The organism is Rathayibacter sp. AC451, from assembly GCF_979253095.1.
This window is the reverse complement of sequence record NZ_CEEDBD010000001.1, coordinates 1918315-1943631: the sequence shown is the minus strand read 5'-3', so window position 1 is coordinate 1943631 and position 25317 is coordinate 1918315. Positions and strand designations below refer to the sequence as shown.

Genomic DNA, 25317 nt, shown 5'->3' with positions numbered 1-25317 from the left:
GCGAGCGCCCCGGAATCGGGTTGAATGGACGGATGCGTTCCGTTCGGAGCGCGGAGAGCATGAGGTCCATGGCCCGCCGGAGTCCCTCGAGCGACGCGCAGCCCTCGGCCGCGCCCGCTCCGCCGGAGACCCCCGAGCCCCAGGACCCGTTCTCCGAGCAGGACATCCGCGCGCTCGTCGGCACCGCCGCCTTCGAGAAGGGCACCGCGTACGCCGACGAGGGCCGGGTCGGCGAGCTGCAGTGGTTCGGCGGGCGCACGCGCCTGTTCGGCCAGGTCCGCGGCTCCGGCCGCTCGCCCTACGCGGTCAGCGTGCAGCTGCGCGAGGACGGGGGGCGCTCGATCCTCCTCGGCGGCGCCTGCAGCTGCCCGGTCAAGCACGAGTGCAAGCACGTCGCCGCGGTGCTCGTCGAGGCCCTGCGCCGCGAGCGCGAGGGCGGTCTCGCCGGCCCGTTCGCCGGCGAGACCGGCGCCGACGCGGTGCCGGAGTGGCGCAGCGCGCTGGCCCCGCTGCTCGCGGGCACCGAGCGCTCGCGCTCCGGCATCCCGCTCGGGCTGCAGTTCGAGCTGCTCCCCGGCGAGCCGGTGCGACGACCGCCCGGCCGCTACAACAGCTACCGGCCGCCGCCCGAGCCGCGCCCCCGCCTGGGCGTGCGACCGGTGCGGATGGGCGACCGCGACCGCTGGGTGCGCACCGGCACCAGCTGGCGCGACCTGGGCTACCTGCACTACAGCCACGACTACGACGAGCGCCAGATCGACGTCGTCCGCGAGATCCAGGGGCTGCTCTCGGGGCACAGCGCCTCGAGCTACTACTCGCCCGACACCTGGCTCTACCTCGACGGCTGCCGGAGCGAGGCCATCTGGGCCGCGCTGCACGGCGCCGTCCGCGCCGGCATCGGCCTGGTCATGGGCGACCGCGACCAGACTCCGCTGCGCATCCTCGACACCACGGCCACCGCCTCGATCGACGTCACCCGCACGGCGGGCGGCCTCGAGCTGCGCTCGCTCGTGGCCATCGGCGACACCCCCGCGCCCGAGGAGTTCGGCTTCATCGGCGACCCCGCCGTCGGCCTCTACCTCTGGGAGCCCGGCGACGAGCTGCGCGCGCGCCCCGTCACGCTCGTGCCGTTCGCGGCGCCGCTGCTCTCCTCCGCCCGCACGTTCCTCTGGAGCCGCGAGCCCATCCGCATCCCGGAGCAGGAGGAGGCGGCGTTCCTCACCGAGCACTACCAGCGACTGCACCGGCTGTTCGCGATCGTCTCGCGCGACGGCTCGTTCGAGGCGCCGCCCGTGCCCGAGCCGCGGCTCGGACTGACGCTCGAGCACACCGACGGCGCGGGCCTGCGCGGCTCGTGGTGGTGGCGCTACGGCGTCGAGGGCGCCCGCGGAGTCGACGCCGAGCGCCTCCCGCTGCGGATCGACGGCGAGACCGGCTACCGCGACCCCGACGCGGAGCAGCGGGTCCTGGACTCCCTCGTCGCCGCCGGCATCGATCCCGAGTCCACCCCGGCCCTCGTCTCGGCCTCGAGCAGACGGCTGCGGCCCACCTTCGATCTGCGCGGCATGCAGACCGTCGGATTCCTCACGGGCGAGGTCGAGCGGCTCCGCGAGCTCGGCACGGTCGAGATCGAGGAGATCGGCGAGCGCGTCGAGTACCGCGAGGCCGAGACCGCGCCCGTCGTCGCCGTGCAGACCGTCGCCCAGCCCGACAGCCGCGACTGGTTCAACCTCGAGATCTCGGTCACCGTCAACGACGAGGCGGTCCCGCTCGCCGAGATCTTCCTCGCGCTGGCCCGCGGCGACGAGTACATGGTCCTGCCCAGCGGCGTCTACTTCGCCCTCGACGACGAGCGCTTCGGGCGCCTGCGCGAGCTGATCGCCGAGGCGCGCGAGCTCTCGGACGACCCGGGCGAGACGCTGCGCATCAGCCGCTTCCAGTCGTCGCTCTGGGACGAGCTCGTCGAGCTCGGCGTCGTCGAGGCGCAGGCCGCCGCCTGGCGCCGCGCCGTCGAGGGCCTCTCGGGCTTCACCGCCACCGGTGCGCTCGAGTCGCGGCCCCTGCCCGACGGCTTCCAGGTCGAGCTGCGGCCCTACCAGCAGCTCGGCTACGACTGGCTCTCCTTCCTCTACGACAACCAGCTCGGCGGGGTCCTCGCCGACGACATGGGCCTGGGCAAGACCGTGCAGTCGCTCGCCCTCATCGCCCGCGCGATGCAGGAGCAGCGCGCCGCGGCGGGAGACGCCGGCACGTCGCCGCGGCCCTTCCTCGTGATCGCGCCGACCAGCGTCGTGCCGAACTGGGTCGGCGAGGCCAAGCGGTTCGCCCCCGGGCTGACCGTGGTCGGCATCGACGAGACGTCGAAGAAGAAGCGCCGCGCCCTGTCGACCACCATCGGCGAGGCCGAGCTCGTCGTCACCTCCTACGCCCTCTTCCGCCTCGACTACGAGTCGTACGCGGGCATCCGCTGGGCCGGGTTGATGCTCGACGAGGCGCAGTTCGTGAAGAACCGCCAGTCGGCGACGCATCAGCTCGCGCGCCGGCTCGACGTGCCGTTCAAGCTCGCCATCACGGGCACCCCGATGGAGAACAACGTGATGGAGCTGTGGTCGCTGCTCTCCATCGTGGCGCCCGGCCTCTTCCCCTCACCCGCGGGCTTCGCGGAGTACTACCAGAAGCCGATCGAGCGGGAGGCCGACACCGAGCGCCTCACGCAGCTGCGCCGCCGCATCCGCCCGCTGATGCTGCGCCGCACGAAGGAGCTCGTCGCGACCGAACTGCCGCCCAAGCAGGAGCAGACCATCGAGGTCGAGCTCGGCACCCGGCAGCGGAAGGTCTACGACACCTACCTCGCCCGTGAGCGGCAGCGGGTGCTGGGCCTCATCGGCGATTTCGAGAAGAACCGCTTCGCGATCTTCCGTGCGCTCACCGTGCTGCGGCAGGTCGCCCTCGATGCGGCGCTGGTCGACGAGGCGCACGCCACCGTGCCCTCGACCAAGCTCGACCTGCTCGACGAGCTGCTCGCCGACGCCCTCTCGGAGGGGCACCGCGTGCTGGTCTTCAGCCAGTTCACCCGCTTCCTCGGCCGGGTGCGCGACCGCCTGGACGGGGCCGGCATCGAGTACGCCTACCTCGACGGCGCCACGAAGAAGCGCGACGAGGTGATCGACCGCTTCCGCTCCGGCGAGGCGGGCGTGTTCCTCATCTCGCTCAAGGCCGGCGGCTTCGGCCTGAACCTCACCGAGGCCGACTACTGCATCCTGCTCGACCCGTGGTGGAACCCGGCGACGGAGTCGCAGGCCGTCGACCGCGCGCACCGCATCGGCCAGACCCGCTCGGTCATGGTCTACCGCCTCGTGGCGAAGGACACGATCGAGGAGAAGGTGATGGCGCTCAAGGAGGCGAAGGCCGCCCTGTTCGCCGCGGTCATGTCCGACGACGGTGCGGCGGCGACGGGCGGCATCACGGCCGAGGACGTGCGCGAGCTCCTCGGGTAGCGGCCCGCGGCGAGGCCTCCCGGGGCTCAGCAGTCGGGAGTCGCGAACGCCTTGGCGAAAGCCGCGGTCTGGTAGGCGTACTCGTAGGCCCACGCGCCGAGCGTGTACGGCTCGCCGGAGCTGACCATCAGCACCTCGCCCGGCCAGCAGCGCTCGAGCAGCATCCGCGCCCGGGTGATGTGCGGGGTCTGGGTCACGACGACGACCGATGCCCAGTCCTCGGCGCGCGCCTCGTCGGCGAGCGCGCGCGCCTCGCCCTGCGTGGTGCCGGGGTCGGCGGTGAAGCACTCCACGCGCATCCCCGGCTCGTCGCACGCGACGACGTCGCGATCGTCCGGATCCGCGGCGAGGTCGGAGGGCCAAACCGAGATCACGAGGGTGTCGGCGACGCCCTCGCGCACGAGCTCCCGGCCGAGGTCGGTGCGAGCGCGGGTCGGCGGGCCGAGGACGAGCACCGCATCGGCGCGCTCCGGCACCGCGTCGACGGAGGGGAGGACGTAGACGGGCAGCCCCGCGACGACCACGAGACCGAGGACGAGGGCCGCCACGAGAGCGATCCGGCGCGCCGAGCGCAGCAGTCGTGCCACACGCCCTCCGTTCCCCGGCGCACACCGTACCCCGTCCGTGTGACAGCGGGATGACGTCGGGCTGCGGGGGCCGTGGACCCTGCCGGGATCAGCCGCGGGCCTGCTCCGCGGCCTCGCGTGCGCTGCGCACCGCGTGCACGACGTCGGCAGCCCGCCGGCCGAGGGCCGCCGCGGCACGGAGGGACGGGGCGCGGTGCGGCTGCGCGAGCCGCTGGGCCGCGCTGCAGGGCAGGCAGAACGCCCCCGTGACCGCCGCGTCGATGCGGTCCAGGCCCCCGTCGTCGCGGCCGAAGACCAGCTCGCGCCCCTCGCGGGCGAGCGGCTCGGGCAGATCGGCCTCGCCGATCGGGAGCCGGAGCGTCAGCAGGAGAGCGGCGGCCGCGATCCGACCGGGAAGCGGGCGACCCAGCCGCGACGCCGCGAGCTCGCCGAAGAAGTCCGCGTGGCGCTCGAGGATCCCGGTCACGGCGTCCGCGAGGCGCTCCATCTCCGGGTGCAGCGAGAGGCGGGCGAGGCGGCGGTACGCGTGCAGCGAGACGTGCGCGTCCACGGCGAGCACGAGGGCGACCGGGCCGGGCAGCAGGCCCGCGACCCGTGCCCGCAGAGCGGAGGGGGCGGCGATCGGCTCGGGAGGCCGGGTCTCGATCCCGCGGATGCGCGGCGAGGCCGTCAGCACGTCGCCCAGGGCATCGGCGATGCGGTGCCGCTCAGCGGCCCAGGCGCTCGCGAAGCCGCGCACGCGGGCGTCCGGATGCGTCCGCGCGACGGGCAGGACCCGCGCAACGATCGCGTGCTCGAGGGCGCGGAGGTAGGCGGTCGCGACGATGGCCTCGCGGTCGAGCGGGACCTCCTCGAACTCGCGGATCGAGAAGTCGTCACGGAGGCTGCCGTGCGCACTCCTGCTGTAGTCGTCGACGTCGAACGGTTCCGCGATCCCCATGTCCCGCCCCTCCTGCCGACCCCGTCGACGCTACCCCTCATCCTCCGCCGACCGGGGGCCGGGATCCTGGGAAACCGGCGAGCCGGTTCACGGCGACGGCGGAGGACGGGCGTCCTGGGAGACTGGGCGGACGCGTCGACCGACGCGGGAACGGGGCCCGGATGACCACGCGCACGTCGGCGATCGCCGCGGTGGTGTTCGCCGCCGTCTGCTTCGGGACCACCGGCACCGCCCAGGCGCTCGGTGCCTCCGGCACGGATCCGCTGCTGCTGGGCGCCGCGCGCATCGTCCTCGGCGGTGCGCTGCTCGCCCTCCTCCTCGGAGTCGAGGCCCTGCGCTCGCGACGGCTCGCGCGGCCGACACGGGCGACGCTCCTGCTCGTGCTGCTCGGCGCCCTGGGCGTGGCGGCCTACCAGCCCGCCTTCTTCACGGGCACGTCCGAGAACGGAGTGGCCGTCGGCACCATCGTCGCGCTCGGCTCGGCCCCGGCCTTCACCGGGCTGCTCGAGTGGCTGGTCCTGCGCACCGTGCCCAGCGCCCGCTGGTTCGCCTCCACCGCCCTCGCGGCCGTCGGAGTGGTGCTGCTGGCCGGCCTCCTGACGCAGGGCGGCTCCGCGGGCGTCTCGGTGCAGGGACTCCTCGGGTCCGCGGGGGCCGGCGCCTCCTACGCCCTGTACGCCGTCTGCGGCAAGCTCCTGCTCGAGCGCGGGTTCACTCCTGCCGCGGCGATGGGTGCCCAGTTCGGAGCCGCGGCGATCCTGTCGCTGCCCGTGCTGCTCGCGGGTGATCCGTCCCGTCTCGCTCCGGCGCTCCCCGCGGTCCTCTGGCTCGGGGTCGTCACCGTCGCCCTCGCCTACACGTTCTTCGCGCGCGGCCTCCGCGTGCTGCCGGCCGCGACCGTCTCGACGCTGACGCTGGTCGAGCCGGCCACCGCGACCCTCCTGGGCGTGGCCCTGCTCGGCGAGCGGCTCACGACCGACGCGGTGGTCGGCGTCGCCGTGCTGGTCGCCGCGGTGCTGCTGCTGGCGGTGCCCGCTCGTCGCCGAGCAGGAGCACGACGGAGCGCCTGAGCCGCAGCCGACCGGTGGCGCAGCCGATCGAGTCGGTGCCGCCGGTCCTCCCGGTCTTTGGCCCTGACGACGCGGTCAGCCGGTCGCGGGCGGCGGCGTTCCGGAACTGAGCCTCAGCCCGACCGCCGACCCCTCGTCGACGGACGTCCCCGCGGAGGGATCCGCCCCGTCGACCTCGTCTCGGGGACGCACCGAGTCGACCGGTGACGTCACTCCCACCACGAGGCCCGCCGCCTCGAGAGCTCGACGCGCGTCGTCGATGCCGAGCCCGACCACGTCCGGCACGGTCGTCTGCGGGGCGACGATCATCGACGGGTCAGGAGCGGCGAAGTCCGCTCCGCCGTACCGGGCGTCGATGCGGGTCATCAGCGGCTTCCAGATGCGGTGCCGCGCGTTCGGTGCCCAGCCGCTCTCGAACGACAGGCCGTCCAGGCTCATCCGCGTGCCCGACTCTCGGGGCGAGATGCTGCCGACCCAGACGGCGAGGGACGCCGAGCTCGAGGCGCCGACCGTCCACGTGTCGACGGAGTCGTCGGTCGTGCCCGTCTTGGTGATGTGCTGCACGCCGTCGCGCGGGTCGGCCTCGTAGCCGCTGCCGATGGCGGTGACCTGGAGCATCGCGTACTGCATCGCGTGGGCGACCTCCGGGGTGACCGAGCGGCTGCACTGCGTCTGGATCGGGGCGATCTCCTCGCCGTCCGCCCCGATGATCGCGGTGATCGACACCGGGGTGCACGTGACGCCGTCGTTCGCGATGCCCGCGTACGCGACGGCCATCGTCAGCGGCGAGATCTCGTTCGTCCCCAGCACCGCGGCGGGGGTCTGCACGAGCGGGTCGCCGTCGGCCCGGTGGACGCCGAAGGCCTCCGCGCGCTCGCGGATGTCGCACAGGTCGAGCAGGTGCGACATGCCCGTGAACCCGGTGTTGAGCGAGTTGATGGTCGAGTTCAGCGCGGTGTCGGTGTCGGAGTAGCCGAAGTCGTTGACGTTCTTGGGATCGTACGTCGGATAGTTCTGCACTCCGTCGCAGCGGTCGGCGAAGCCGGTCCAGTTCTTCCGCTTCGAGTCGAACTTCTCGACCAGCGTGTGCCCCCGGTCGAGCCACTCGGCGAGGGTGAAGACCTTGTACGCCGAGCCCGTCTGGAAGCCCTGCCCGCCGCCGTCGTCCGCGTCGACGTTGAGGTTGATCGCCGAGTACCCGGGCCCGCTCTCGAGCACCGTGGGGTCCTGGCTGTAGCGCGTGTTCTGCACCATGGTCAGCACCCGGCCCGTGCCGGTCTGCACGCCGACGGCCGTCGCTCCCACCGGGAATCGCGGGTCGTACGAGGGCACCTGCGCGTCGAGTGCCGCCTGCGCCTCCTTCTGCAGGCCGAGGTCGATGGTCGTGTAGACCGTGAGGCCGCCCCTCTTCATCGTCGCGTAGCGCTCGTCGTCGGTGGCTCCGAGGGCCGGATCGTCGCGCAGGACGTGGGAGACGTAGTCGCAGAAGTAGGCGGCGTCGCCGGCCGTCCGGCACCCCGTCGAGGGCGGGGTGATCGAGGGCAGGATCGCCTCCGCCCGTGCCGCGTCGTGCGCCGCCCGATCGAGCGAGCCGGTCTCGAGCATCCGGTCCAGGATGTAGTCGCGGCGCGCGGTCGTCAGCGCGTAGCCGTTCGCCTCGCCGTTCGCGGGGTCGTCCGGCCGGTCGAAGCGGAACTTCTCGGGGTTGTTGACGATGGCGAGGAGTGCGGCGGCCTGGGCGGTCGAGAGCTCGCTCGCGGGGACGCCGTAGTAGTAGTTCGCGGCGGCCTCGATGCCGTAGACGGTGCCGCCGAAGAGGGCGATGTTGAGGTAGCCGAGGAGGATGTCGTCCTTCGAGTACTCCTTCTCGAGTCCGATCGCCAGGCGCATCTCCTTGAGCTTGCGCTCGGCGGTCGTCGCGGTCGCCTCGGCGTACGCCTTCTCACGCTCGTCGGGATCGCTGATCGACTCGGCCTTCTGCACCAGGACGTTCTTGACGTACTGCTGGGTGATCGAGGATCCGCCCTGGGTCTCCTCGTGCAGGAGGTACGTGCTCGCGACCGCCCGCAGCGTGCCCTGCAGGTCGATGCCGCCGTGGTCGAAGAAGCGCGGGTCCTCGCTGGCGACGAGCGCGTCCTTCACCGGGTCGGCGATCCGGTCGGCCGAGACCTCGATGCGGTTCTGGTCGTAGAAGGACGCGAGGAGCGTCGGATCCTCCGGGTCGCCCGCGTAGACGTCCGTCTTCTGCATCAGCTCGCCGACCTCGAGGTAGCTCGGCAGCGACTGGAACGCCGAGATCGTGCCCGACGTCGCCGCACCCGTGAGGGCCACGGCGGGAGCGACCGCGATCGTCGCGAGGAGACCGGCGAGGACGCTGACGATCACGAATCCGATCAGCGCGCCGAGAGCTCCGTGGACGGTTCGACGGGGCTGGAAGACGGGGACGTTGGGTCGCTTCAGGATCGTTCCTCTCGCTGCACCAGCACTGTAGGCGAGGTGCCGGAGCGGCTCGGGGAGGCGCGCTGCGCTCGACGGAGCGCGCCTGCCCGGATCAGTCGAAGACCAGGTCGCCGTCCACGTCGCCGACGTCGCTCGTGTTGACGGGCGCCTCGCCCGAGCTGATCTGCAGGGGGATCACCGCGCCGTCGACCGCGTCCTGGCCGGCGCTCGGGGTCGTCCAGACGACCGATCCGGCCGGGACGGTCGTGGAGTCGACGATCTCCTGGTGGCCCGCGGTGAGGCCGGCCGCCTGGAGGGTCGCGGTCGCCTCCTCGACGGTGCGGCCGGTGACGTCGGGCACCTCGGTGACCGAGGCCGCGCGCGAGGAGGAGGCGAGCATCGACGACGGCGGATCGATGAAGTCGTCGCCGCCGTACTTCGAGTCGAGCGCGGTCATGATCGGACGGAAGATCGCGTGACGCGCCTGGGCGGCCTGGATGCTGCCCTTCTCGCCGGTGATCCTCACCTGGCGCAGGTTGATCTTCTCGCCGTCCTCGAAGCCGTTGATGCTGCCAACCCAGACGGCGAGCGAGGCGGAACGGCTGGCGCCCGCGGTCCAGACGTCGGCGGCGTCGTCGGTGGTGCCGGTCTTGCCGATGTGCTCGATCCCGTCGTCGGGGTTCGACGACACGCCCGTGCCGGACGTCATGACGCGCTGCATGGCGTACTGCATGCCGTGCGCGACCTCGGGCGAGACGGCGGGGGCGCAGTCCGCGGCGGGCACGGCGACCGGAGCGCCGTCGGCGCCCGTGATGCGGTCGATCACGATCGGGTCGCAGGCGACTCCGTCGTTCGCGATGCCCGCGTAGGCGCCGGCAACTGTGAGCGGGGCGATGGTGTTGGTCCCCAGCACGGTGGACGGGGTGGACCACAGCTCGGTGTTCGTCGCGGTGTGCATGCCGAACGCCTCGGCGGTCGTCCGGATGTCGCAGAGGTCGAGCTGGTGGGCCATGCCCATGAAGCCCGTGTTGATCGACCCCTGCGTCGCGGTGACGGCGCTCATCGACTCGCGGTTGTCGGAGGGGGCGTCGTTCTTCGGGCGGTAGAAGGGAACGGGGACCGTGACCCCGTCCTCGGCGATGTTGCACTTCTGCGGGTAACTGCGGAAGCCGGAGGTCGGGGAGGGGAAGCTCTCGTTGAGGGTGTGGCCGGCGGTCAGCCAGTTGGCCAGGGTGAACACCTTGTAGGTGGAGCCCGTCTGGACACCGCGGTTGCCGCTCATCGCCTCGTCGACGTTGAGGTTCACGGCGCTCGTGCCGGGCGAGGCGGCCAGGACCTCGGGGTCCTGGCTGTAGACGGTGTTCTGGACCATCGAGAGCACTCGGCCGGTGCGGGCCTCGACGCTCGAGGCGGTCGCTCCCACCTCGAAGCGCGGATCGGTCTGGGGCACGTAGGCGTTCAGAGCGGCCTGCGAGACCTGCTGGATGTCGAGGTCGAGCGTCGTGACGACGTCGTAGCCGCCGCGGCGGATCTTCGCGTAGCGCTCGTCGTCCGTCGCTCCGAAGACCTCGTCGTTGCGGAGCACGTTGAGGACGTAATCGCAGAAGTACGCGGCGTTGCCGGCCGTCGTGCAGCCGGTGGAGGGCTGCGTGATGTTCGGCGTGATGGGCTCGGCGATCGCGGCGTCGTGGGTGGCCTGGTCGATCTTCCCGTACTTCAGCTCCTCGGTGAGGATGTAGTCGCGGCGCTCCTTGGTGGCGGCGTAGCCGTTGGCGGCGCCGTTCGCCTCGCTCGCCGGGTCGTCGAAGCGGAACTTCTCGGGGTTGTTCACGATGGCGAGGAGTGCTGCGGCCTGGGCGGTCGAGAGCTGGCTCGCGGGGATGCCGTAGTAGTAGTTCGCGGCGGCCTCGATGCCGTAGACGGTGCCGCCGAAGAGGGCGATGTTGAGGTAGCCGAGGAGGATGTCGTCCTTCGAGTACTCCTTCTCGAGTCCGATCGCGAGGCGCATCTCCTTGAGCTTGCGCTCGGGAGTGGGGGCCGTCGCCACCTTGTAGGCGGCGGCGCGCTCCGCCTCGTCGGCGATCGACTCCGCCTTCTGCACGAGGACGTTCTTGACGTACTGCTGCGTGATCGACGATCCGCCCTGGAGGTCGTCGCCCGAGAGGGTGACCGCGAGCGCGCGCAGGGTGCCCTGGATGTCGATCCCGCCGTGCTCGTAGAAGCGCGGGTCCTCGCCGGCGACGGCGGCGTCCTTCGCGGTCTGCTCGACCTCGTCCCAGCCGACCTCGACCCGGTTCTGGTCGTAGACGGAGGCGAGCAGGGTGGTGCCGTCCCCCGCGAAGACGTTGGTCCGCTGCATGGTCTGGCCGACGTCGATGTAGCCCGGCAGGTTCTGGAACATGCCGATCGTGTTGGTCGTCGCGAGACCGGTGAGCGCGAGCGCCGGGGTCACCCCGACCGTGATCAGGACGCCGGCGACGACGCTCATGCCGATGAACCCCATGACCGCCCGCAGCGACATCCCCAGCGGCCTGTCGGAGCGGCGGGACGCGGTGGGGAGAGCCATGGAGCAGAGGTCCTTCCGGCGCGGCGGGGCCGCGGGGTGTCGAGGGGGAGGGGCGGCCGGAGCCTCGCGCCGTCGCGCGATGCCCCCGTGAGAATGGTACGTGAACGACCCCCGCCGAGGGCGTCCTCCGCCAGGACGAGATGCGGAGTGGCGGGGGATGTACAGCGGCCGACCCCGCCTGGTAGCCGCGGCGCCGGACGGCGCCTCCGAGGGGTGCCTCCGAAGGGCGCCCCGGGGCTCCCTCGGAGCCGATGCATCCGTATCGTGGGGGGAGCGCGCCCCGCACGGGCCGCACCGCTCCAGCACCACTCGGCACCAGCGCCGGCCCCGGGCCCCGGGGCGGTCCCCACTCCGGCAGGAAGCACACACCATGGCACGCATCCACGACGACGTGACGCAGCTCGTCGGCAACACCCCGCTCGTCCGCATCAACCGCCTCCCGGGCGCCGAGAGCGCGAGGGTGCTCGCCAAGCTCGAGTTCTACAACCCCGCGAACAGCGTGAAGGACCGCATCGGCGTGGCGATCGTCGACGCGGCGGAGGCGTCGGGCGAGCTGCCGCCCGGCGGCACCATCGTCGAGGGCACGAGCGGCAACACGGGCATCGCGCTGGCCCTGGTGGGAGCGGCGCGCGGCTACCGGGTCGTGCTGGCGATGCCCGAGACCATGTCGGTGGAGCGCCGCGTCCTGCTGCGCGCGTACGGGGCCGAGATCGTGCTCACCCCCGGCAGCGAGGGCATGCGCGGAGCGGTCGAGCGCGCTGAGGCCATCGTCGCCGAGACCCCGGGCGCGATCCTCGCCCGCCAGTTCGAGAACGCCGCCAACCCCGAGGTCCACCGCCGCACGACCGCCCAGGAGATCTGGGACGACACCGACGGCGAGGTCGACGTCTTCGTCGCCGGCATCGGCACGGGCGGCACCATCACCGGAGTCGGGCAGGTGCTCAAGGAGCGCAAGCCCGGCGTGCAGATCATCGGGGTCGAGCCGATCGACTCGCCGCTGCTCACGCAGGGCACCGCCGGACCGCACAAGATCCAGGGCATCGGCGCCAACTTCGTCCCCGCGAACCTCGACCGCGAGGTCTACGACGAGATCATCGACGTGACTCTGGACGACTCCATCCGCGTGGCCCGCGAGATGGCCGCTCGGGAGGGCGTCCTCGGCGGCATCTCGTCCGGCTCGATCATGTGGGCCGCTCTCGAGGTCGCGAAGCGGCCCGAGAACGCGGGGAAGACCATCGTCGCGATCGTCTGCGACTTCGGCGAGCGGTACATCTCGACCGTTCTGTACGAGGACCTCCGCAGCTGAGCCCCGCCGATCGCGGTCCCGGCGTCCTCGTGCGACTGCGCGAGGACGTCCGGACCGCACGCCGGCGCGACCCGGCCGCCAGGAGCGCGGCGGAGGTCGTCCTCTCGTACCCGGGTGTGCACGCCGTCTGGCTCCACCGGATCGCGCACCGCTGGTGGCGCAGCGGTCTGCGCCTCCCCGCGCGGCTTCTCTCGCAGGCGGCCCGGGCGGCCACGGGAGTCGAGATCCATCCCGCGGCGACCATCGGCCGGCGCCTCTTCATCGACCACGGCATGGGGGTCGTGATCGGCGAGACGGCGCGCATCGGCGACGACTGCATGATCTACCACGGCGTCACCCTCGGCGGGCGGTCGTCGACGCGCGAGCGCAGGCACCCCTCGATCGGCGACCGCGTCGTGATCGGCGCGGGAGCCGTGGTGCTGGGCCCGATCGCCCTCGGCTCCGACGTCAGCGTGGGGGCGAACGCGGTGGTCGTGAAGGACGCCCCGGACGGAGCCGTCCTCGTCGGCATCCCCGCCCGCGATCTGCGGGCCCCCGGCCGCGGCGGCGCTCCGCTCGCGGATCCCGCGCTCCTCCTGGACCCCGCGGGCGACGACTGAGGGTCGGAGACGACTGACGTCCGGGCCCGCCCCGCGGCCCGGACGGAGCCTCCCTCAGTCGGCGTCGACGTGCGCGATGCTGCGCGGCGAGCTCTTGATGCGCGCGAAGGCGTCGAGGGCGTGCACCCGGGTCTCCTTGAGGTCGAGGATCGGCGCGGGGTAGTCCTCGCCCTCCGTGGTCAGCGTGTCCAGGAGGGTCCAGGGCTCGTGGATCGCGGAGCCGGTCACCGCCGCGAGCTCCGGGATGTTCTTCCGCAGGTAGTCGCCGGCGGGGTCGAACTTGTGCGACTGGGTGACGGGGTTGAACACCCGGAAGAACGGCGAGGCGTCGGCTCCCGATCCGGCCACCCACTGCCAGTTGGCGGCGTTGCTGGCGGGGTCGGCGTCGACGAGGGTGTCCCAGAACCAGTCCTCGCCCACGCGCCAGTCGACGAGCATGTTCTTGATCAGGAACGAGGCGGTGACCATCCGCACCCGGTTGTGCATGTACCCGGTGCGCCAGAGCTCCCGCATGCCGGCGTCGACGAGCGGGTAGCCGGTGCGGCCCTGGTGCCAGGCGTCGAGGTGCTCCTGACTTGCGTGGGCCCACGGGAAGCGGTCGAAGCGGGTGTCGAAGTTGGCGGTCGCGAGGTCGGGCCAGTGGAACAGCAGGTGGTAGCAGAACTCGCGCCAGAGCACCTCGGAGGCGAAGCGCTCGCGGCCCTGCTCGTGGTGCGCCCCCTCTCCCCGCGACTCGACGACGGCCTGCCAGACCTGGAACGGGCTGATCTCGCCCCAGCGCAGGTGCGCCGAGAGGTTCGACGTCGCGTCGTCGGCCGGGCGGTCGCGGCCGTCGGAGTAGTCGTCGAGCTGCTCGGCGATGAAGGCGCGCAGACGATCGGCCGCGGCCTTCTCTCCCGGCACCCAGCGCTCGCGCAGTCCCGCCGCCCAGTCGGGCCGGGTCGGCAGCAGCTCCCAGTCGTCCAGGTCGTCGGAGGCGACCGGGTCGACGACGCCGTCGATCGAGCGCGGACGGGGCAGCGGCGCTCGCGGCACGTCCTTCTTCCTGCAGGCGCGCGCGAAGGGCGTGTAGACGGAGTAGGGCGTCCCTCCGCCGGTCTGCACCGTCCACGGCTCGAACAGCAGCGAGCCCTGGTGGCTCTCGGCCTCGATGCCGCGCGAGCGCAGGCCCTCCTTCACCGCGGTGTCGACGGCGCGCTCGGCCCCTCCGTAGCGCCGGTTCCAGTGCACGGCACCCGCGCCGAGCTCGTCGGCCAGCTGCAGGATCACGGCCTCGGCGGGTCCGCGGCGCAGGAGGAGGGACCCGCCGTGCGCAGCGAGGTCGGCGCCCAGAGCGGTGAGACTGCCGTGCAGCCACCACCGCGCCGCGCCGCCCAGCGGCCGGATGCCGGGCGACTCGTCGTCGAGGACGTAGCAGACCGCCACCGGCCCGCCGCGATCGACCGCCGCTCGCAGCGCGGGGTTGTCAGCAAGGCGCAGATCGTCGCGGAGCCAGACGAGGGTGGGGGAGGAGGTGCTCATGGTGCCTCCATGATCCGCGAGAGCGGAACCGGGGCGAAGTGCTGGCCGCCGCGTTCGTGGAGTGCTAGCGGAGGAGCGCGCCTGGGGAGGAGACCCGTGGCAGCCCGCCGGTCAGGCGGAGGCGACGCGGTCGCGGAGCTTGTCGCAGAGGGCCGTGAGCTGGTCGAGCTCGTCGTCGTCGAGGGCGTCGCCGACGTGCTGCGAGATCGTCTCCATGTGGTGCAGCGCCACGCGGCGGAACATGTCGTAGCCGTCGTCCGTGATCGCGATGACCGTCCCGCGCGCATCGGTCGGATCCTCGCTCTTGACGACGAGTCCGCGGCTGACCAGCCGGTCGATCAGACGGCTCACGCTGGGCTGGGTGAGCAGCACGTGCTTGTTGAGGTCGCGGAGGCGCGCGCGCCGATCGGGCTGCCGCGTGAGGTTGAAGAGCACGTCGTACTCGTTCAGCGAGATCTCCTTGGAGGGGAACTCGGTGCTGAGCGCCCGCATCACGTGCACCTGCGCGCGGAAGAGCGACTCCCAGGCCGCGACCGCACGTCTCGAACTCACCCGACCTCCTCCGTCGTGCTCAGGATACGGTGTCCCCACCCTGGTCCGGGGCGCGAGTGCGGGTTCGGTCCCGCGGGCGGCGGAGCGTCGCGACCGCACGGGCCCGGGAACGACAGAAGGCCGGCCGCTGAGGCGAGCGGCCGGCCTTCATTCCCTTGCACCAAGAGTGTCCTGCAATCACTTCCACGCTTCGCCGCCACAGCAAACGACTAACGCTCTTGAACTATATAACGGATCGATAACGCCGCAAGAGGCCATTTCCTGAGATCTCCCTGAACGCCGCATCCGCTCCCGCCCCCGCCCCGGAACGCGCGCCCGAGGTCCTCGATCCGGAGCCGCCGAGCACCTGCGTGCCACTTCCGGTACGCCCCACCGACGGCCGCCTGCGCCAGGCACTGAGGCGATCGAATTCCGACGAAGCGCGCGCTCCGGACCTGCTGAAGCAGCCCCCGAAGCGCTTCTTCCGAGGAAGGCGTCAGTCCGACCGGACTGCCGGCGAACCGTGCCGGCGAAGCCGCACCTCAGGCTTCGCGCCTCGACCCGCCGCTCGTCTCGAAGGCGATGGGCGAGAAACGCGTGTCAGCGTTTCGAGCGAGCCGAAGGCACCTCGCTCTGCGGTACTCGACCCGTCGAGAAGCCGACCGCGGTTGAGGGAGCGCCTGCGCTCCCTCAACGAACGAGCACCGCCCGATCTCTTCTGAGCGAGGAGCGCGAGCGCCCCTCGCTCAGAAGAGATCGGGCGACGGGGTGGACGCGTAGCGGATCGCGACGTCGGCGTGGCGGTCGAAGCGGTAGCCGACCCCGCGGACGGTGCGGACGATGTCCTCGTAGCGGCCGAGCTTGGCGCGCAGGCGGCGGACGTGCACGTCGATGGTGCGCTCGTTGGGGGCGTCGTCGTCGGCGGCTCCCCAGAGGGAGGCGATGAGCTCGGCGCGCTCGATGGTGCGGCCCTCGCGGAGGACGAGGTACTGCAGCAGCTCGAACTCCTTGTAGGTGAGGGCGGTGGTCTCGTCGTCGAGGATGACGCGCTTGCGGGAGATGTCGATGACGACTCCGCCGGGGGCGCGGTCGAGGTCGGGCTCGGCCTCGGCGCGGCGCTTGGCGACGGCGGCGGGGTCCTGGAGGGCGAGGCGGACGACGTCGACGTCGCGGCCGCCGGCTCCCTGGGGGGCGAGGGCGACGGACGCGTACGTCTCGGCGTCGGGGGCGATCAGGGCGGTGACGCGCTTGAGCTCCTCGACGAGGCGGCCGAGGTCGACTCCGGCGGCGCGCGCCTTGGCCTCGTCGATGCCGACGTAGAGCGCGAAGCCGCGGGCCTCGGTGCCCTGGGGCACGGCGCGCAGACGCGGGGCGGTGGGGACGCTCTCGGGAGCGGCCTGGAGGCGGGGCGCCTCGGTGACGGAGGGGGCGGGGACGGTGCGGGCGTCGAGGAGGGACATGGCGAATCCTTGGGACTGGTCGGATCCGGGACGAGTGTCCGGGGGAGCGGATCCGGGTGTGCGCGAGGGAGCCGGTTCCCGTTCGGGGAGATCCGGCAGAGGCGGATGCGGGGCATCCACGGGGTTCGCTGCGCCTGCGACGCCGTTCCGGCCGGCGGAGCCGATCGGAGGGATCGACCCGGTCACGGGGAGGGGAGGGCGGAGGTGGTGCGGGAACCCGGCGAGGTCAGTGCCTCAAGCGCACATTCGACAGCACATGACGAGGCCGCCGGCCATCATCATGCCGGCATCCCCGATGGCCTCAAGGGAGGTCAGGGCGAGCGCGTTGTCAGTCATGGGGGAAAGTAAAGCGGACTGTGACGGACCGAGTCAACAGATTTCGGGTTCGCGTCCAGGATCCGGCGCGGGATCGGCTCCTCCGGGCGCGTCGCGGCACCCGGAGGAGGGGTGGTTCAGCCCGCGAGCCCGTACAGGCGGTCGCCCGCGTCGCCGAGGCCCGGCACGATGTAGCCCAGCTCGTTGAGGTGGTCGTCGAGAGCGCCGAGGACGATGGTCACCTCGCGGCCCTCGAACGCCTTCTCGACGGCGGCGAGGCCCTCGGGGGCGGCGAGGAGGCAGACGGCGGTGACGTCGACGGCTCCGCGGTCGAAGAGGAACCGGATCGCGGCGATCAGCGAGCCGCCGGTGGCGAGCATCGGGTCGAGCACGAAGCACTGGCGGTTCGAGAGGTCGTCGGGCAGGCGCTCGGCGTAGGTGGTGGGCTCGAGGGTCTCCTCGTTGCGCGCCATGCCCAGGAATCCGACCTCGGCGGTCGGGATCAGCTTCACCATGCCCTCGAGCATGCCGAGGCCGGCGCGCAGGATCGGCACGACCAGCGGCTGCGGGTCGCTGAGTGCGAGGCCGGTGGTCTGCGTGACGGGGGTCTCGATCGTCACGGTCCTGGTGCGGACGCCGCGCGTCGCCTCGTAGGCGAGGAGGGTCATCAGCTCCTCGGCGAGCTGCCGGAAGGTGGGGGAGGGTGCGCTTGTCGCGCAGCACGGTGAGCTTGTGCGTGATCAGCGGGTGGTCGGCTACGTGGACGCGCATAAGCTCAATCTACTTCCCGGTCCGCGCGCGGTCGGACCGGACGCGGGCACGAGGGGGCGCGATGCGCGACAGCGACCTCCGCCTCCCCGCCGCCGCCGACGCGTGGATGGGGCTCGCGCTCGAGGAGGCCCGCCGCGCCGCGAGCTGGGGCGACGTGCCCGTGGGGGCGGTGGTCGTCGACTCCGCCGGCCGCGTGGTGGGGCGCGGGCGCAACGAGCGCGAGCTGCGCACCGATCCGACCGCGCACGCCGAGGTCGTGGCGCTGCGGGACGCGGCGGCTGCCTGCGGCGACTGGCAGCTCACGGGGTGCACGCTGGTGGTCACCCTCGAGCCGTGCGTGATGTGCGCCGGAGCGATTCTGGCCGCGCGCGTCGACCGCGTCGTGTTCGGCGCGTGGGACGAGAAGGCGGGAGCGGTGGGCTCGCTGCACGACCTGCTCCGCGACCGCAGGCACACGCACGTCACCGAGGTGTACCCGGGGCTCCGCGCCCCGGAGAGCACGGCCCTGCTCCTCGACTTCTTCCGCGCGCGGCGCTGAGGCGCTGCACAGTCGAGGAGCCGCGCTCAGTCGCGGGAGTGCCCCGCGAGCCACTCCGCGAGCACGAGCCCGGTCGCCTCGCGCATCCGATCGAAGCGCCCCTCGCGCACGTCGTCGCCGAGCTGGGTCGCGGTGTAGCCCGCCGCTGCCGCGTAGTCGGCGTCGCCCTCGAGCCAGCGACCGGCCATCGCACCGGTGAGCTCCGGGTGGAACTGCACGCCGAGCAGCCACTCGTCGATGCCGAAGGCCTCGACCTCGTAGGCCGCGGAGGAGGCGAGGAGCGTCGTGCCGGCGGGGAGGGCGAAGGTGTCGCCGTGCCACTGCATCACGGGCACGCCCGCGACGTGGCGCAACGGCGACCGCATCCCCTCGGCGGTGGGCTCGATCGAGCGGAACCCGACCTCGCGGGTCGGCCCAGGATGCACGTCCGTGCCGAGGGCGGCGGCGATCAGCTGAGCGCCGAAGCAGATGCCCAGCGTCGGGCGGCGGTGGTGCAGCCGGTCCTGCAGCAGGGCGATCTCGGGCGCGATGAAGGGATGGCGGGCGGTCTCGTAGACGCCGGCACTGGATCCGAGGGTGATCACCAGGTCCGGCTCGTCGAGGTCGACGGAGCCCAGGTCGGTGCCGGCCAGAGCGTCGACGCTCCAGCCCTGCTCCCGGAGGATCGGCTCGAGGACCCCCAGGCCCGCTCCCCGCTCGTTGACGATCGCCAGTGCGCGCGGCACCTCAGCCGACGCTCTCGCGCGAAGGGATCGGGGGTCGGGCGGTATCAGCGCCCGCTCGGGCGACGGGGGCTCCACCGGCATCGGATGCGCTCACGTGGTCTCCTCGGGGATCCGGGGTGGTGCCGGTCGGTGGTCGGATCATCCTAGGGTCCCGCCGGTCGGGCGAGGACCCCTGCGGCCGTCACCGCGAGCGCGTCGGGCCGTGAGGCCGCTTCGTAGGATGGGCGGGTGACCGACGACACCGTGCTGCTCCCCTCCATCGCCGTGCTCGGCCTGGGCTCGATGGGCGGTGCGATCCTCAGCGGTCTGCTCGCGCCCGGCGTCCGCATCGAGGGCGGAGTCCGGGTGACGAACCGCGACGCCGCCAAGGCCGCCGCGTGGAAGGACCACCCCGTGGTCACCGCGTTCGCGACCGAGGACGACGCCGAGGCGAACCGCCGGGCCGTCGCGGGCGCCTCCGTCGTCCTCGTCGCCGTGAAGCCGCACATGGTGCCGGCGCTGCTGGAGGAGATCGCCGGGTCGCTCGCTCCGGGCACGGTCGTCGTCAGCGTCGCGGCGGGGGTCACGGTCGCGACGTTCGAGAGCCGCCTGCCGGCCGGCGTGCCCGTGCTGCGCTCGATGCCGAACACGCCCGCGGTCGTCGGCCGGGCCGTCACCGGGCTGAGCGCGGGGACGCGGTCGAGCGGCGAGGACCTCGCGCTCGTGCGCCGCCTCTTCGAGACCGTCGGCGAGGTGGTCGAGGTGCCGGAGTCGCAGCTCGACGCGCTCTCGACGATCTCGGGATCGGGTCCGGCCTACGTCTTCCTCCTGATCGAGGAGCTGATCGCGGCGGCCGTCGCCAAGGGCTTCACCCCCGAGCAGGCCGCGACCATGGTGACCGGCACGTTCCTCGGTGCGGCCGAGCTCCTCGTTCACTCCGGCGAGGAGCCCGCCGAGCTGCGCCGCCGGGTCACGAGCCCGAACGGCACCACCGAGCGCGCGATCGCCGTGCTGCAGGAGGCGGACCTGGCGTCGCTCTTCACCCGGGCGACGGACGCGGCGCTCGCCCGCGCGCGGGAGCTCGCCGCGTCCTGAGACGGCCCGGGCCTACGAGCCCAGGGCTGCGAAGCGCTCGATGTCGCTGGGCGTGCCGCTGACCACGATCAGGTCGTGGTTCGAGACCACCGTCTGCTCGGTGGCGTAGGTGAACGGCTTGCCCGGGCTCTTGACGCCCACGACGGTGACGCGGTGCTTGCGGCGCACTCCCGACTCGGTGAGCGTGAGGCCCCGGATGGGCTTGGGCGGGTACATCTTCGCGAGCACGAAGTCGTCGTCGAACTCGATGAAGTCGAGCATGCGGCCCGAGACGAGGTGCGCGACGCGCTCGCCCGCTTCCGCCTCCGGGTAGATGACGTGGTTGGCGCCGATGCGCTCGAGGATCTTGCCGTGCGAGCGCGAGATCGCCTTCGCCCAGATCTGCGGGATCTTGAGGTCGACCAGGTTCGCGGTGATGAGGACGGAGGCCTCGATCGAGGACCCGACGGCGACGACGGCGACCTGGAAGTCCTGGGCGCCGATCTGCGCGAGCGCGTCGAGCGAGCGCGCATCCGCCTGGACGGCGTGGGTCACGCGCTCGGACCACTTCTGCACGAGCCCGGCGTCGGCGTCGACGGCGAGCACCTCGCGGTCGAGTCGGTCGAGCTGGCCGGCCGTGGCGGCACCGAAGCGCCCGAGGCCGATCACCAGCACCGGGGCGTCGTACCTGATGCGGTCAACCAACGATGGGCCTCTCTTCCGGTCGTCTGAACAACTGCCTCCGCTGACTCGCGGCGAGCGCGGCGGCGAGAGTCACGGTACCAACGCGGCCCATGAACATCGTCAGTGCCAGCACGTAGACGCCGGACGGCGGGAGCTCCGCGGTGAGCCCGGTCGACAGCCCCGACGTCGCGAACGCCGAGATGACGTCGAACAGCACGTGGTCGAGGGAGGCCTTCGTGATGTGCAGGATGATCACCGACGAGACGGCGACGGTCGTCGCCCCCCACAGCACGACCGAGACGCCCAGGCGCAGGACGTCGTTGGGGATCCGGCGGCCGAACGCCTCCATGTCGTTGGTGCCGCGGGCCTCCGCGAACGCGGCGAGGAACAGGATCGCGAGCGTCGTGACCTTGATCCCGCCCGCGGTCGAGGCCGAGCCGCCGCCGATGAACATCAGCATGTCGGTGACGAGCAGGCTGGAGCCGTTCAGATCGGGGATGACGATGGTCGAGAAGCCGCCCGACCGGGTCATCGTCGAGAGGAAGAACGACTGGAAGACGGTGTCGCCCGCATCGAGCACGCCGAACGTCTTCGGATTGTCGAACTCGAGCACGATGTAGAGCGCCGCTCCGGCGACCAGCAGGATCAGCGAGGTGACGAGCGTGAGCTTGACGTGCACCGACCACTTGCGCGGGCGCCGCCAGCCGCGCGAGAAGGCGTAGATGACGGGGAAGCCGATCGAGCCGAGGAAGACGCCGATCATCAGGATCCCGAGGAACCAGTAGTCGTCCTGGAACGGCGTGAGCCCGGCGGCGTTCGGCGAGAACCCGGTGTTCGTGAACGCCATCGCCGAGTAGTAGAAGGAGTGCCACACCGCCTCGCCGATCGGGATCCCGTCGATCAGCATCCGCGGGAACAGCAGGAGGGCGACGACGATCTCGATCACGGCCGCGCTCACGGCCACCGTGGTGAGCAGCCCGCCGATCTCGCCGAGCCGTACCGCCTGGCCCTCGGCGACGGGGCCCGAGTGGATCCGCAGCGGGTTCGAGTCGCTCGCGACCATGAGCTTGGCGCGGAGGCCGAGGCGGCGCGAGACAGCCATGCCCATGATCGACGCCAGGGTGAGCACACCGAGGGCGCCGATGTTGACGCCGATGAAGATGATCGAGTGGCCGAACGCCGACCAGTGGGTCGCCATGTCGACCGTGGCCAGGCCCGTGACGCAGATGACCGACATGGCGGTGAAGAACGCGTCGTGCAGCGGAGTGACCTCGCCGGCGGTCGTCGAGACAGGCAGGGAGAAGAGGAGCGTGAAGACGAGGATCAGCGCCGAGAAGATGAGGATCGCGAAGCGCGAGGGGGAGCGGCCGGCGAAGTCGTCGATGAGGTCGCGGGCCCGTTCGAAGCCCGACCACGGGGAGACGGGCGAGACCCCGACGGGGCTGCGGAACTGCTGGCGAATGACCACGGCGGATCCTCCACTCGATCGCGGCCATGCTACCCGCTCGCCGAGTCGCCCTCGGGGCGCCGGGACGGGGCGGGGGAGCGACGGCCCGCGACGCGACGGGGCGGGCTGACTACCCTGGGCGCATGCCAGACATCTTCGCGGTGATCGCCGACGGCACCCGCCGCGACATCCTCTCCCTCCTGCTCGAGCAGCGGGAGGCGGGCGCGACCGGCATGAGCGTCTCGCAGATCGTCGCGCGTCTCGAGCTCAGCCAGCCGACCGTGTCCAAGCACCTGAAGGTGCTGCGCGAGGCGGGGCTCGTGAGCGTCCGCGAGAGCGGGCAGCACCGCTTCTACGCCCTGCAGTACGCGCCGCTCGAGGTCGTCGAGGACTGGCTGCTGCCGTTCCTCGAGGCCGACGCCGTCGACGAGCCGGCGCTGCTGGACGCGGCGGCCGCAGCCCGGGCGGAGTCGCTGGGCCGGGCGCTCGCGGAGCGCACGCACCAGGTCAGCGCGGTGGTGCAGGACATCCAGCGCGGTGTCAGCGAGGGGGGCGACGAAGGTGGCGGAGGCGCTGCGCATCCGCAAGTGACGCGTGTCGTGCCGGTCGCCGACGGGTGGTCTGCTAGGCGCGTGACCCGGCCGCCCGCTCGGTCGTGTAAGCTCGCGTGAGGCATTTTCTCGTAAGCGGCCGTCCGTCGGGCGGTCGACCCCCCTGAACGTTGTGAGGTCTTCGTGGGTTCTGTTATCAAGAAGCGTCGCAAGCGTATGGCGAAGAAGAAGCACCGCAAGCTGCTTCGCAAGACTCGTCACCAGCGTCGCAACAAGAAGTAGGCCGAGGCCTCCTTCCCCTTCGAGCGTCCGCTCCCATCCGGGATCGGGCGCTCGTCTGCGTTGCGGGCACGCGCGCCAGGCCGTCCGGGTCTCGAGTGCCGCTCCTCTAAACTGGGAGCATGGTGGACGTCGCGCTGACTCTCGTGGGCAAGCCCGGCTGCCATCTGTGCGACGACGCCCGCGCGGTGGTGCAGCAGGTCCTCGCGGACCTCGAGCACGCTCCTGCGGCTCCGGCCGTCTCGCTGTCCGAGGTCTCGATCCTGGACGACGCCGAGTTGCACGAGCGGTTCGTCGAGGAGATCCCGGTCCTCCTGATCGACGGCCGCGTCCACAACTACTGGCGCATCGACCCGATCCGCCTCCGCAGAGCACTCCTGGAGCACGCATGACCATCCGCCACGTCGTCGCCTGGAAGCTGAACGCCGTCGACCCCGCCCAGCGGGCCGAGCACACCGAGCAGATCTCGGACGCCCTGCGCAGCCTCCTGCCGATCATCCCCGAGATCGAGTCGATGACGATCGGGAAGAACTCGCTGTTCCCGAAGGACAACTTCGACATGGTCCTCATCGCGGATTACGCCGACGCCGACGCGCTGAACGCGTACGTCGAGCACCCCGACCACCGCCGCGTCGCGGGGTTCATCCGCCCGCTGGTCCGCGAGCGTGCCTGCGTCGACTTCGAGGTCTGAACCTCTCCGCGACCGCTCCGACACGGTCGTCGTGATGCGATCGTTGTAGCCGACCCCGCAGAAGGGGGACGGATCGGCCGGTGACGGCGCGCCCATCCCGCATAGTCTCTTTCCCGGGGACGCCTGTCCCCGTTTCCGGGGTGCAGGCTGCGTCTCGCGGGGGAGGAACATCCATGTCACGTCAGTGTCGCCGCACCGCGGCTTCCGCGCTCGTCCTGGCGGCACTCGTCGCGGGACTCGCGCTGCCGGCCTCCGCACAGGCGGCCGAGCTGGGACTCGGCGAGGCTACGAATGCGCCCCTGGAGATCCCGGCGCCGGTGGAGCCGGGGCCCGACGATCCCGGGGCTGGTGAACCCGGTCCTGTCGACCCGGATCCAGTCGAACCAGGGCCTGTGGGTCCAGGACCCGAGAACCCCGGACCGGTCGATCCTCCGGAGATCCCTGACCCGGTGGGCCCAGTCGGCCCGGTGAACCCCGGTCCCGATCCGGTGAACCCCGTGCCGTCCACCAACCCCTCGCCCCCCGTGGTCGTCCCGGTCGAGCCCGGGCCCGCGAACCCGGCTCCGGTGAATCCGGCTCCGGTGAACCCCGCTCCGGTGAACCCGGCTCCGGTGAACCCGGCTCCCGCGAACCCGGCGCCGGCGAACCCTGCTCCTGCCAACCCGCGCCCGGCTCAGCCGCAGGCTCCGAGCGGTGGTGCCGGGGGAGGCACCGCGACGACCGAGGCCGGGTCGAGTGCGCCGCGCTCCTCCGCTCCGGGCCGCACGCTCCTCTCGACGTCGGCCGCCGATCCGGCAGCCGCTCCCGCGCCCGCCGCGGAGGGCCAGCCGGCCGCCGAGGCGACCGCTCCCGCCGTCTCCGTGTACCTCACGCGCGACGCGGGCGTGGACCCGGGCGCGCTGACCGTCGACCTGGCCCGCTTCTACGGGGTCGGCGCGGCGTACGCGGGCTTCCAGCGCGAGGAGACCGCCACGGCGGTCCTCCGCGCTCCCTCGGGCACCGAGACTCCGCTGACCGTCGAGGGCCGCCAGGACGGCGAGACGACCAGCACCGGCTCGACCGTGGTTCCCGCCGCCGCGCTCTCCTCGATCGGCGCCTACACGGTGCAGGTCACCGGCGACCGCGGCTCCTCGGCCTCGACCACGTTCTCGCTGGCGGCCTCGACGGCGCCCGGCGTGCTCGTCGAGCCGCGCGAGTCCACCAGCAGCGAGGCGGGCTCGCCCCGCGGCGCCGTCTGGGGCTTCGGCCCGATCGAGAGCGTGTCGGTCGGCGCGTTCACGACGACCGGCGTCCGTGCCGAGCTCGCCGCCGGAGCGCTGTCGGTCCGGGTCGACGCGCTCGGCTGGTCCGACCTCGCGCTCGGCGACGCGATCGTGAAGGAGCCCACGGCCGAGGTGTACTGCATCGTGGCCGTCGGCTCCGTCTCGGGACGCACCGCCGCGGTGACGATCGCCTACCCCGAGAGCGGCTCCTCCGTCGAGGTGCCGGACGCGTCGCAGGTCTGCGGCATCGCCATCACGACCGCCAAGTCGGGTCTGGTCTCACCCGCCTCGGCGGACGGCACCGGCGGGCTCTCGGCCGGCGTCGGCCTCACCATCGGCGCGGGCCTGCTGGTCGCGATCCTGCTCGCCGGTCTCGTGACCGCCGTCGTGCTGCGCCGCCGCCGCGAGAACAGCGACCTCCTCATCGGCGGTCCGCTGCCGCACCAGCCGCAGGAGTGATCCCGCGGCACGGGTGATCGGAGCCG

The 25317-nt window shown here is 72.3% G+C and carries 21 protein-coding genes and 1 pseudogene; 11 read left to right on the top strand and 11 right to left on the bottom strand.

The window, feature by feature from the left end; all coding sequences use genetic code 11:
- The first annotated feature begins 68 nt into the window (after nt 1-68).
- Nucleotides 69-3497 carry a DEAD/DEAH box helicase gene (locus AC0CID_RS09295; protein WP_465226571.1) on the top strand — a complete coding sequence of 1143 codons (3429 nt, stop codon included), beginning with the start codon at nt 69-71 and terminating at the stop codon, nt 3495-3497.
- Between the two features lie 26 nt (nt 3498-3523).
- On the opposite strand, the gene AC0CID_RS09290 is transcribed toward AC0CID_RS09295, so the two are convergent.
- Nucleotides 3524-4084, bottom strand: coding sequence for a YdcF family protein (locus AC0CID_RS09290; RefSeq protein ID WP_465226570.1), 561 nt, complete (start codon nt 4082-4084; stop codon nt 3524-3526).
- Nucleotides 4085-4172: 88 nt separating this feature from the next.
- Nucleotides 4173-5024: a hypothetical protein gene (locus AC0CID_RS09285; protein ID WP_465226569.1), complete on the bottom strand. Its 852-nt coding sequence runs from the start codon at nt 5022-5024 to the stop codon at nt 4173-4175.
- A gap of 161 nt (nt 5025-5185) precedes the next feature.
- Between AC0CID_RS09285 and AC0CID_RS09280 the strand changes: the two genes are divergently transcribed.
- Entirely contained in the window at nt 5186-6094 is a 909-nt protein-coding gene (locus tag AC0CID_RS09280) for an EamA family transporter (protein ID WP_465226568.1), read from the top strand.
- Between the two features lie 75 nt (nt 6095-6169).
- On the opposite strand, the gene AC0CID_RS09275 is transcribed toward AC0CID_RS09280, so the two are convergent.
- Together AC0CID_RS09275 and AC0CID_RS09270 are read right to left on the bottom strand one after the other, a co-directional pair.
- On the bottom strand, nt 6170-8479 hold the full coding sequence (locus AC0CID_RS09275) for a transglycosylase domain-containing protein (protein WP_465226567.1): 2310 nt from the start codon (nt 8477-8479) through the stop codon (nt 6170-6172).
- A gap of 166 nt (nt 8480-8645) precedes the next feature.
- Nucleotides 8646-11099, bottom strand: a complete 2454-nt coding sequence (locus AC0CID_RS09270; RefSeq protein WP_465226566.1) for a penicillin-binding protein — start codon at nt 11097-11099, stop codon at nt 8646-8648.
- 370 nt (nt 11100-11469) lie between these two features.
- On the opposite strand from AC0CID_RS09270, the gene cysK reads away from it, so the two are divergent.
- Nucleotides 11470-12405: a cysteine synthase A gene (cysK, locus tag AC0CID_RS09265; protein ID WP_465226565.1), complete on the top strand. Its 936-nt coding sequence runs from the start codon at nt 11470-11472 to the stop codon at nt 12403-12405.
- 29 nt (nt 12406-12434) lie between these two features.
- Nucleotides 12435-13004 (top strand): serine O-acetyltransferase EpsC, encoded by a 570-nt coding sequence (gene epsC / locus AC0CID_RS09260; protein ID WP_465226564.1) that lies wholly within the window; start codon nt 12435-12437, stop codon nt 13002-13004.
- Between the two features lie 54 nt (nt 13005-13058).
- Here epsC and AC0CID_RS09255 read toward each other — a convergent pair whose 3' ends face one another.
- The 4 genes and pseudogenes from AC0CID_RS09255 to upp all read right to left on the bottom strand — a co-directional run bounded on the left by AC0CID_RS09255 (nt 13059) and on the right by upp (nt 17602).
- Nucleotides 13059-14525, bottom strand: a complete 1467-nt coding sequence (locus AC0CID_RS09255) for a cryptochrome/photolyase family protein (protein ID WP_207406108.1) — start codon at nt 14523-14525, stop codon at nt 13059-13061.
- Between the two features lie 111 nt (nt 14526-14636).
- Complete coding sequence (locus AC0CID_RS09250) at nt 14637-15017, bottom strand: MarR family winged helix-turn-helix transcriptional regulator (RefSeq protein WP_207406123.1); 381 nt, start codon at nt 15015-15017, stop codon at nt 14637-14639.
- 785 nt (nt 15018-15802) lie between these two features.
- The gene (locus AC0CID_RS09245; protein ID WP_465226563.1) at nt 15803-16516 is read right to left on the bottom strand and encodes a winged helix-turn-helix domain-containing protein; all 714 of its coding nucleotides are present in this window, start codon (nt 16514-16516) and stop codon (nt 15803-15805) included.
- Nucleotides 16517-16968: 452 nt separating this feature from the next.
- Nucleotides 16969-17602: pseudogene (gene upp / locus AC0CID_RS09240) on the bottom strand (uracil phosphoribosyltransferase).
- A gap of 61 nt (nt 17603-17663) precedes the next feature.
- Here upp and AC0CID_RS09235 point away from each other — a divergent pair.
- The gene (locus AC0CID_RS09235) at nt 17664-18140 is read left to right on the top strand and encodes a nucleoside deaminase (protein ID WP_465226562.1); all 477 of its coding nucleotides are present in this window, start codon (nt 17664-17666) and stop codon (nt 18138-18140) included.
- A gap of 26 nt (nt 18141-18166) precedes the next feature.
- Here the strand turns inward: AC0CID_RS09235 and AC0CID_RS09230 are convergent, their stop codons facing one another.
- Entirely contained in the window at nt 18167-18865 is a 699-nt protein-coding gene (locus AC0CID_RS09230) for a glutamine amidotransferase-related protein (RefSeq protein ID WP_465226561.1), read from the bottom strand.
- A gap of 228 nt (nt 18866-19093) precedes the next feature.
- On the opposite strand from AC0CID_RS09230, the gene proC reads away from it, so the two are divergent.
- Nucleotides 19094-19939: a pyrroline-5-carboxylate reductase gene (gene proC / locus AC0CID_RS09225; RefSeq protein ID WP_465226560.1), complete on the top strand. Its 846-nt coding sequence runs from the start codon at nt 19094-19096 to the stop codon at nt 19937-19939.
- 12 nt (nt 19940-19951) lie between these two features.
- Here the strand turns inward: proC and AC0CID_RS09220 are convergent, their stop codons facing one another.
- On the bottom strand, nt 19952-20623 hold the full coding sequence (locus AC0CID_RS09220) for a potassium channel family protein (protein WP_055790397.1): 672 nt from the start codon (nt 20621-20623) through the stop codon (nt 19952-19954).
- Entirely contained in the window at nt 20616-21986 is a 1371-nt protein-coding gene (locus AC0CID_RS09215; RefSeq protein ID WP_465228073.1) for a TrkH family potassium uptake protein, read from the bottom strand. Before AC0CID_RS09215 ends, AC0CID_RS09220 begins: the two co-directional genes overlap by 8 nt.
- A 206-nt stretch (nt 21987-22192) precedes the next feature.
- Between AC0CID_RS09215 and AC0CID_RS09210 the strand changes: the two genes are divergently transcribed.
- From AC0CID_RS09210 to AC0CID_RS09190, 5 genes are all read left to right on the top strand, one after another.
- Nucleotides 22193-22720, top strand: coding sequence for an ArsR/SmtB family transcription factor (locus AC0CID_RS09210; protein ID WP_465226559.1), 528 nt, complete (start codon nt 22193-22195; stop codon nt 22718-22720).
- A 63-nt stretch (nt 22721-22783) separates the two neighbouring features.
- Nucleotides 22784-22882, top strand: coding sequence for a 30S ribosomal protein bS22 (locus tag AC0CID_RS09205; protein ID WP_003792170.1), 99 nt, complete (start codon nt 22784-22786; stop codon nt 22880-22882).
- Between the two features lie 119 nt (nt 22883-23001).
- Nucleotides 23002-23271, top strand: coding sequence for a glutaredoxin family protein (locus AC0CID_RS09200; RefSeq protein ID WP_465226558.1), 270 nt, complete (start codon nt 23002-23004; stop codon nt 23269-23271).
- The gene (locus tag AC0CID_RS09195) at nt 23268-23570 is read left to right on the top strand and encodes a Dabb family protein (protein WP_251944018.1); all 303 of its coding nucleotides are present in this window, start codon (nt 23268-23270) and stop codon (nt 23568-23570) included. The genes AC0CID_RS09200 and AC0CID_RS09195 overlap by 4 nt, the downstream gene beginning before the upstream one ends.
- Before the next feature lie 467 nt (nt 23571-24037).
- Complete coding sequence (locus AC0CID_RS09190) at nt 24038-25291, top strand: hypothetical protein (protein WP_465226557.1); 1254 nt, start codon at nt 24038-24040, stop codon at nt 25289-25291.
- Nucleotides 25292-25317 lie beyond the last annotated feature (26 nt).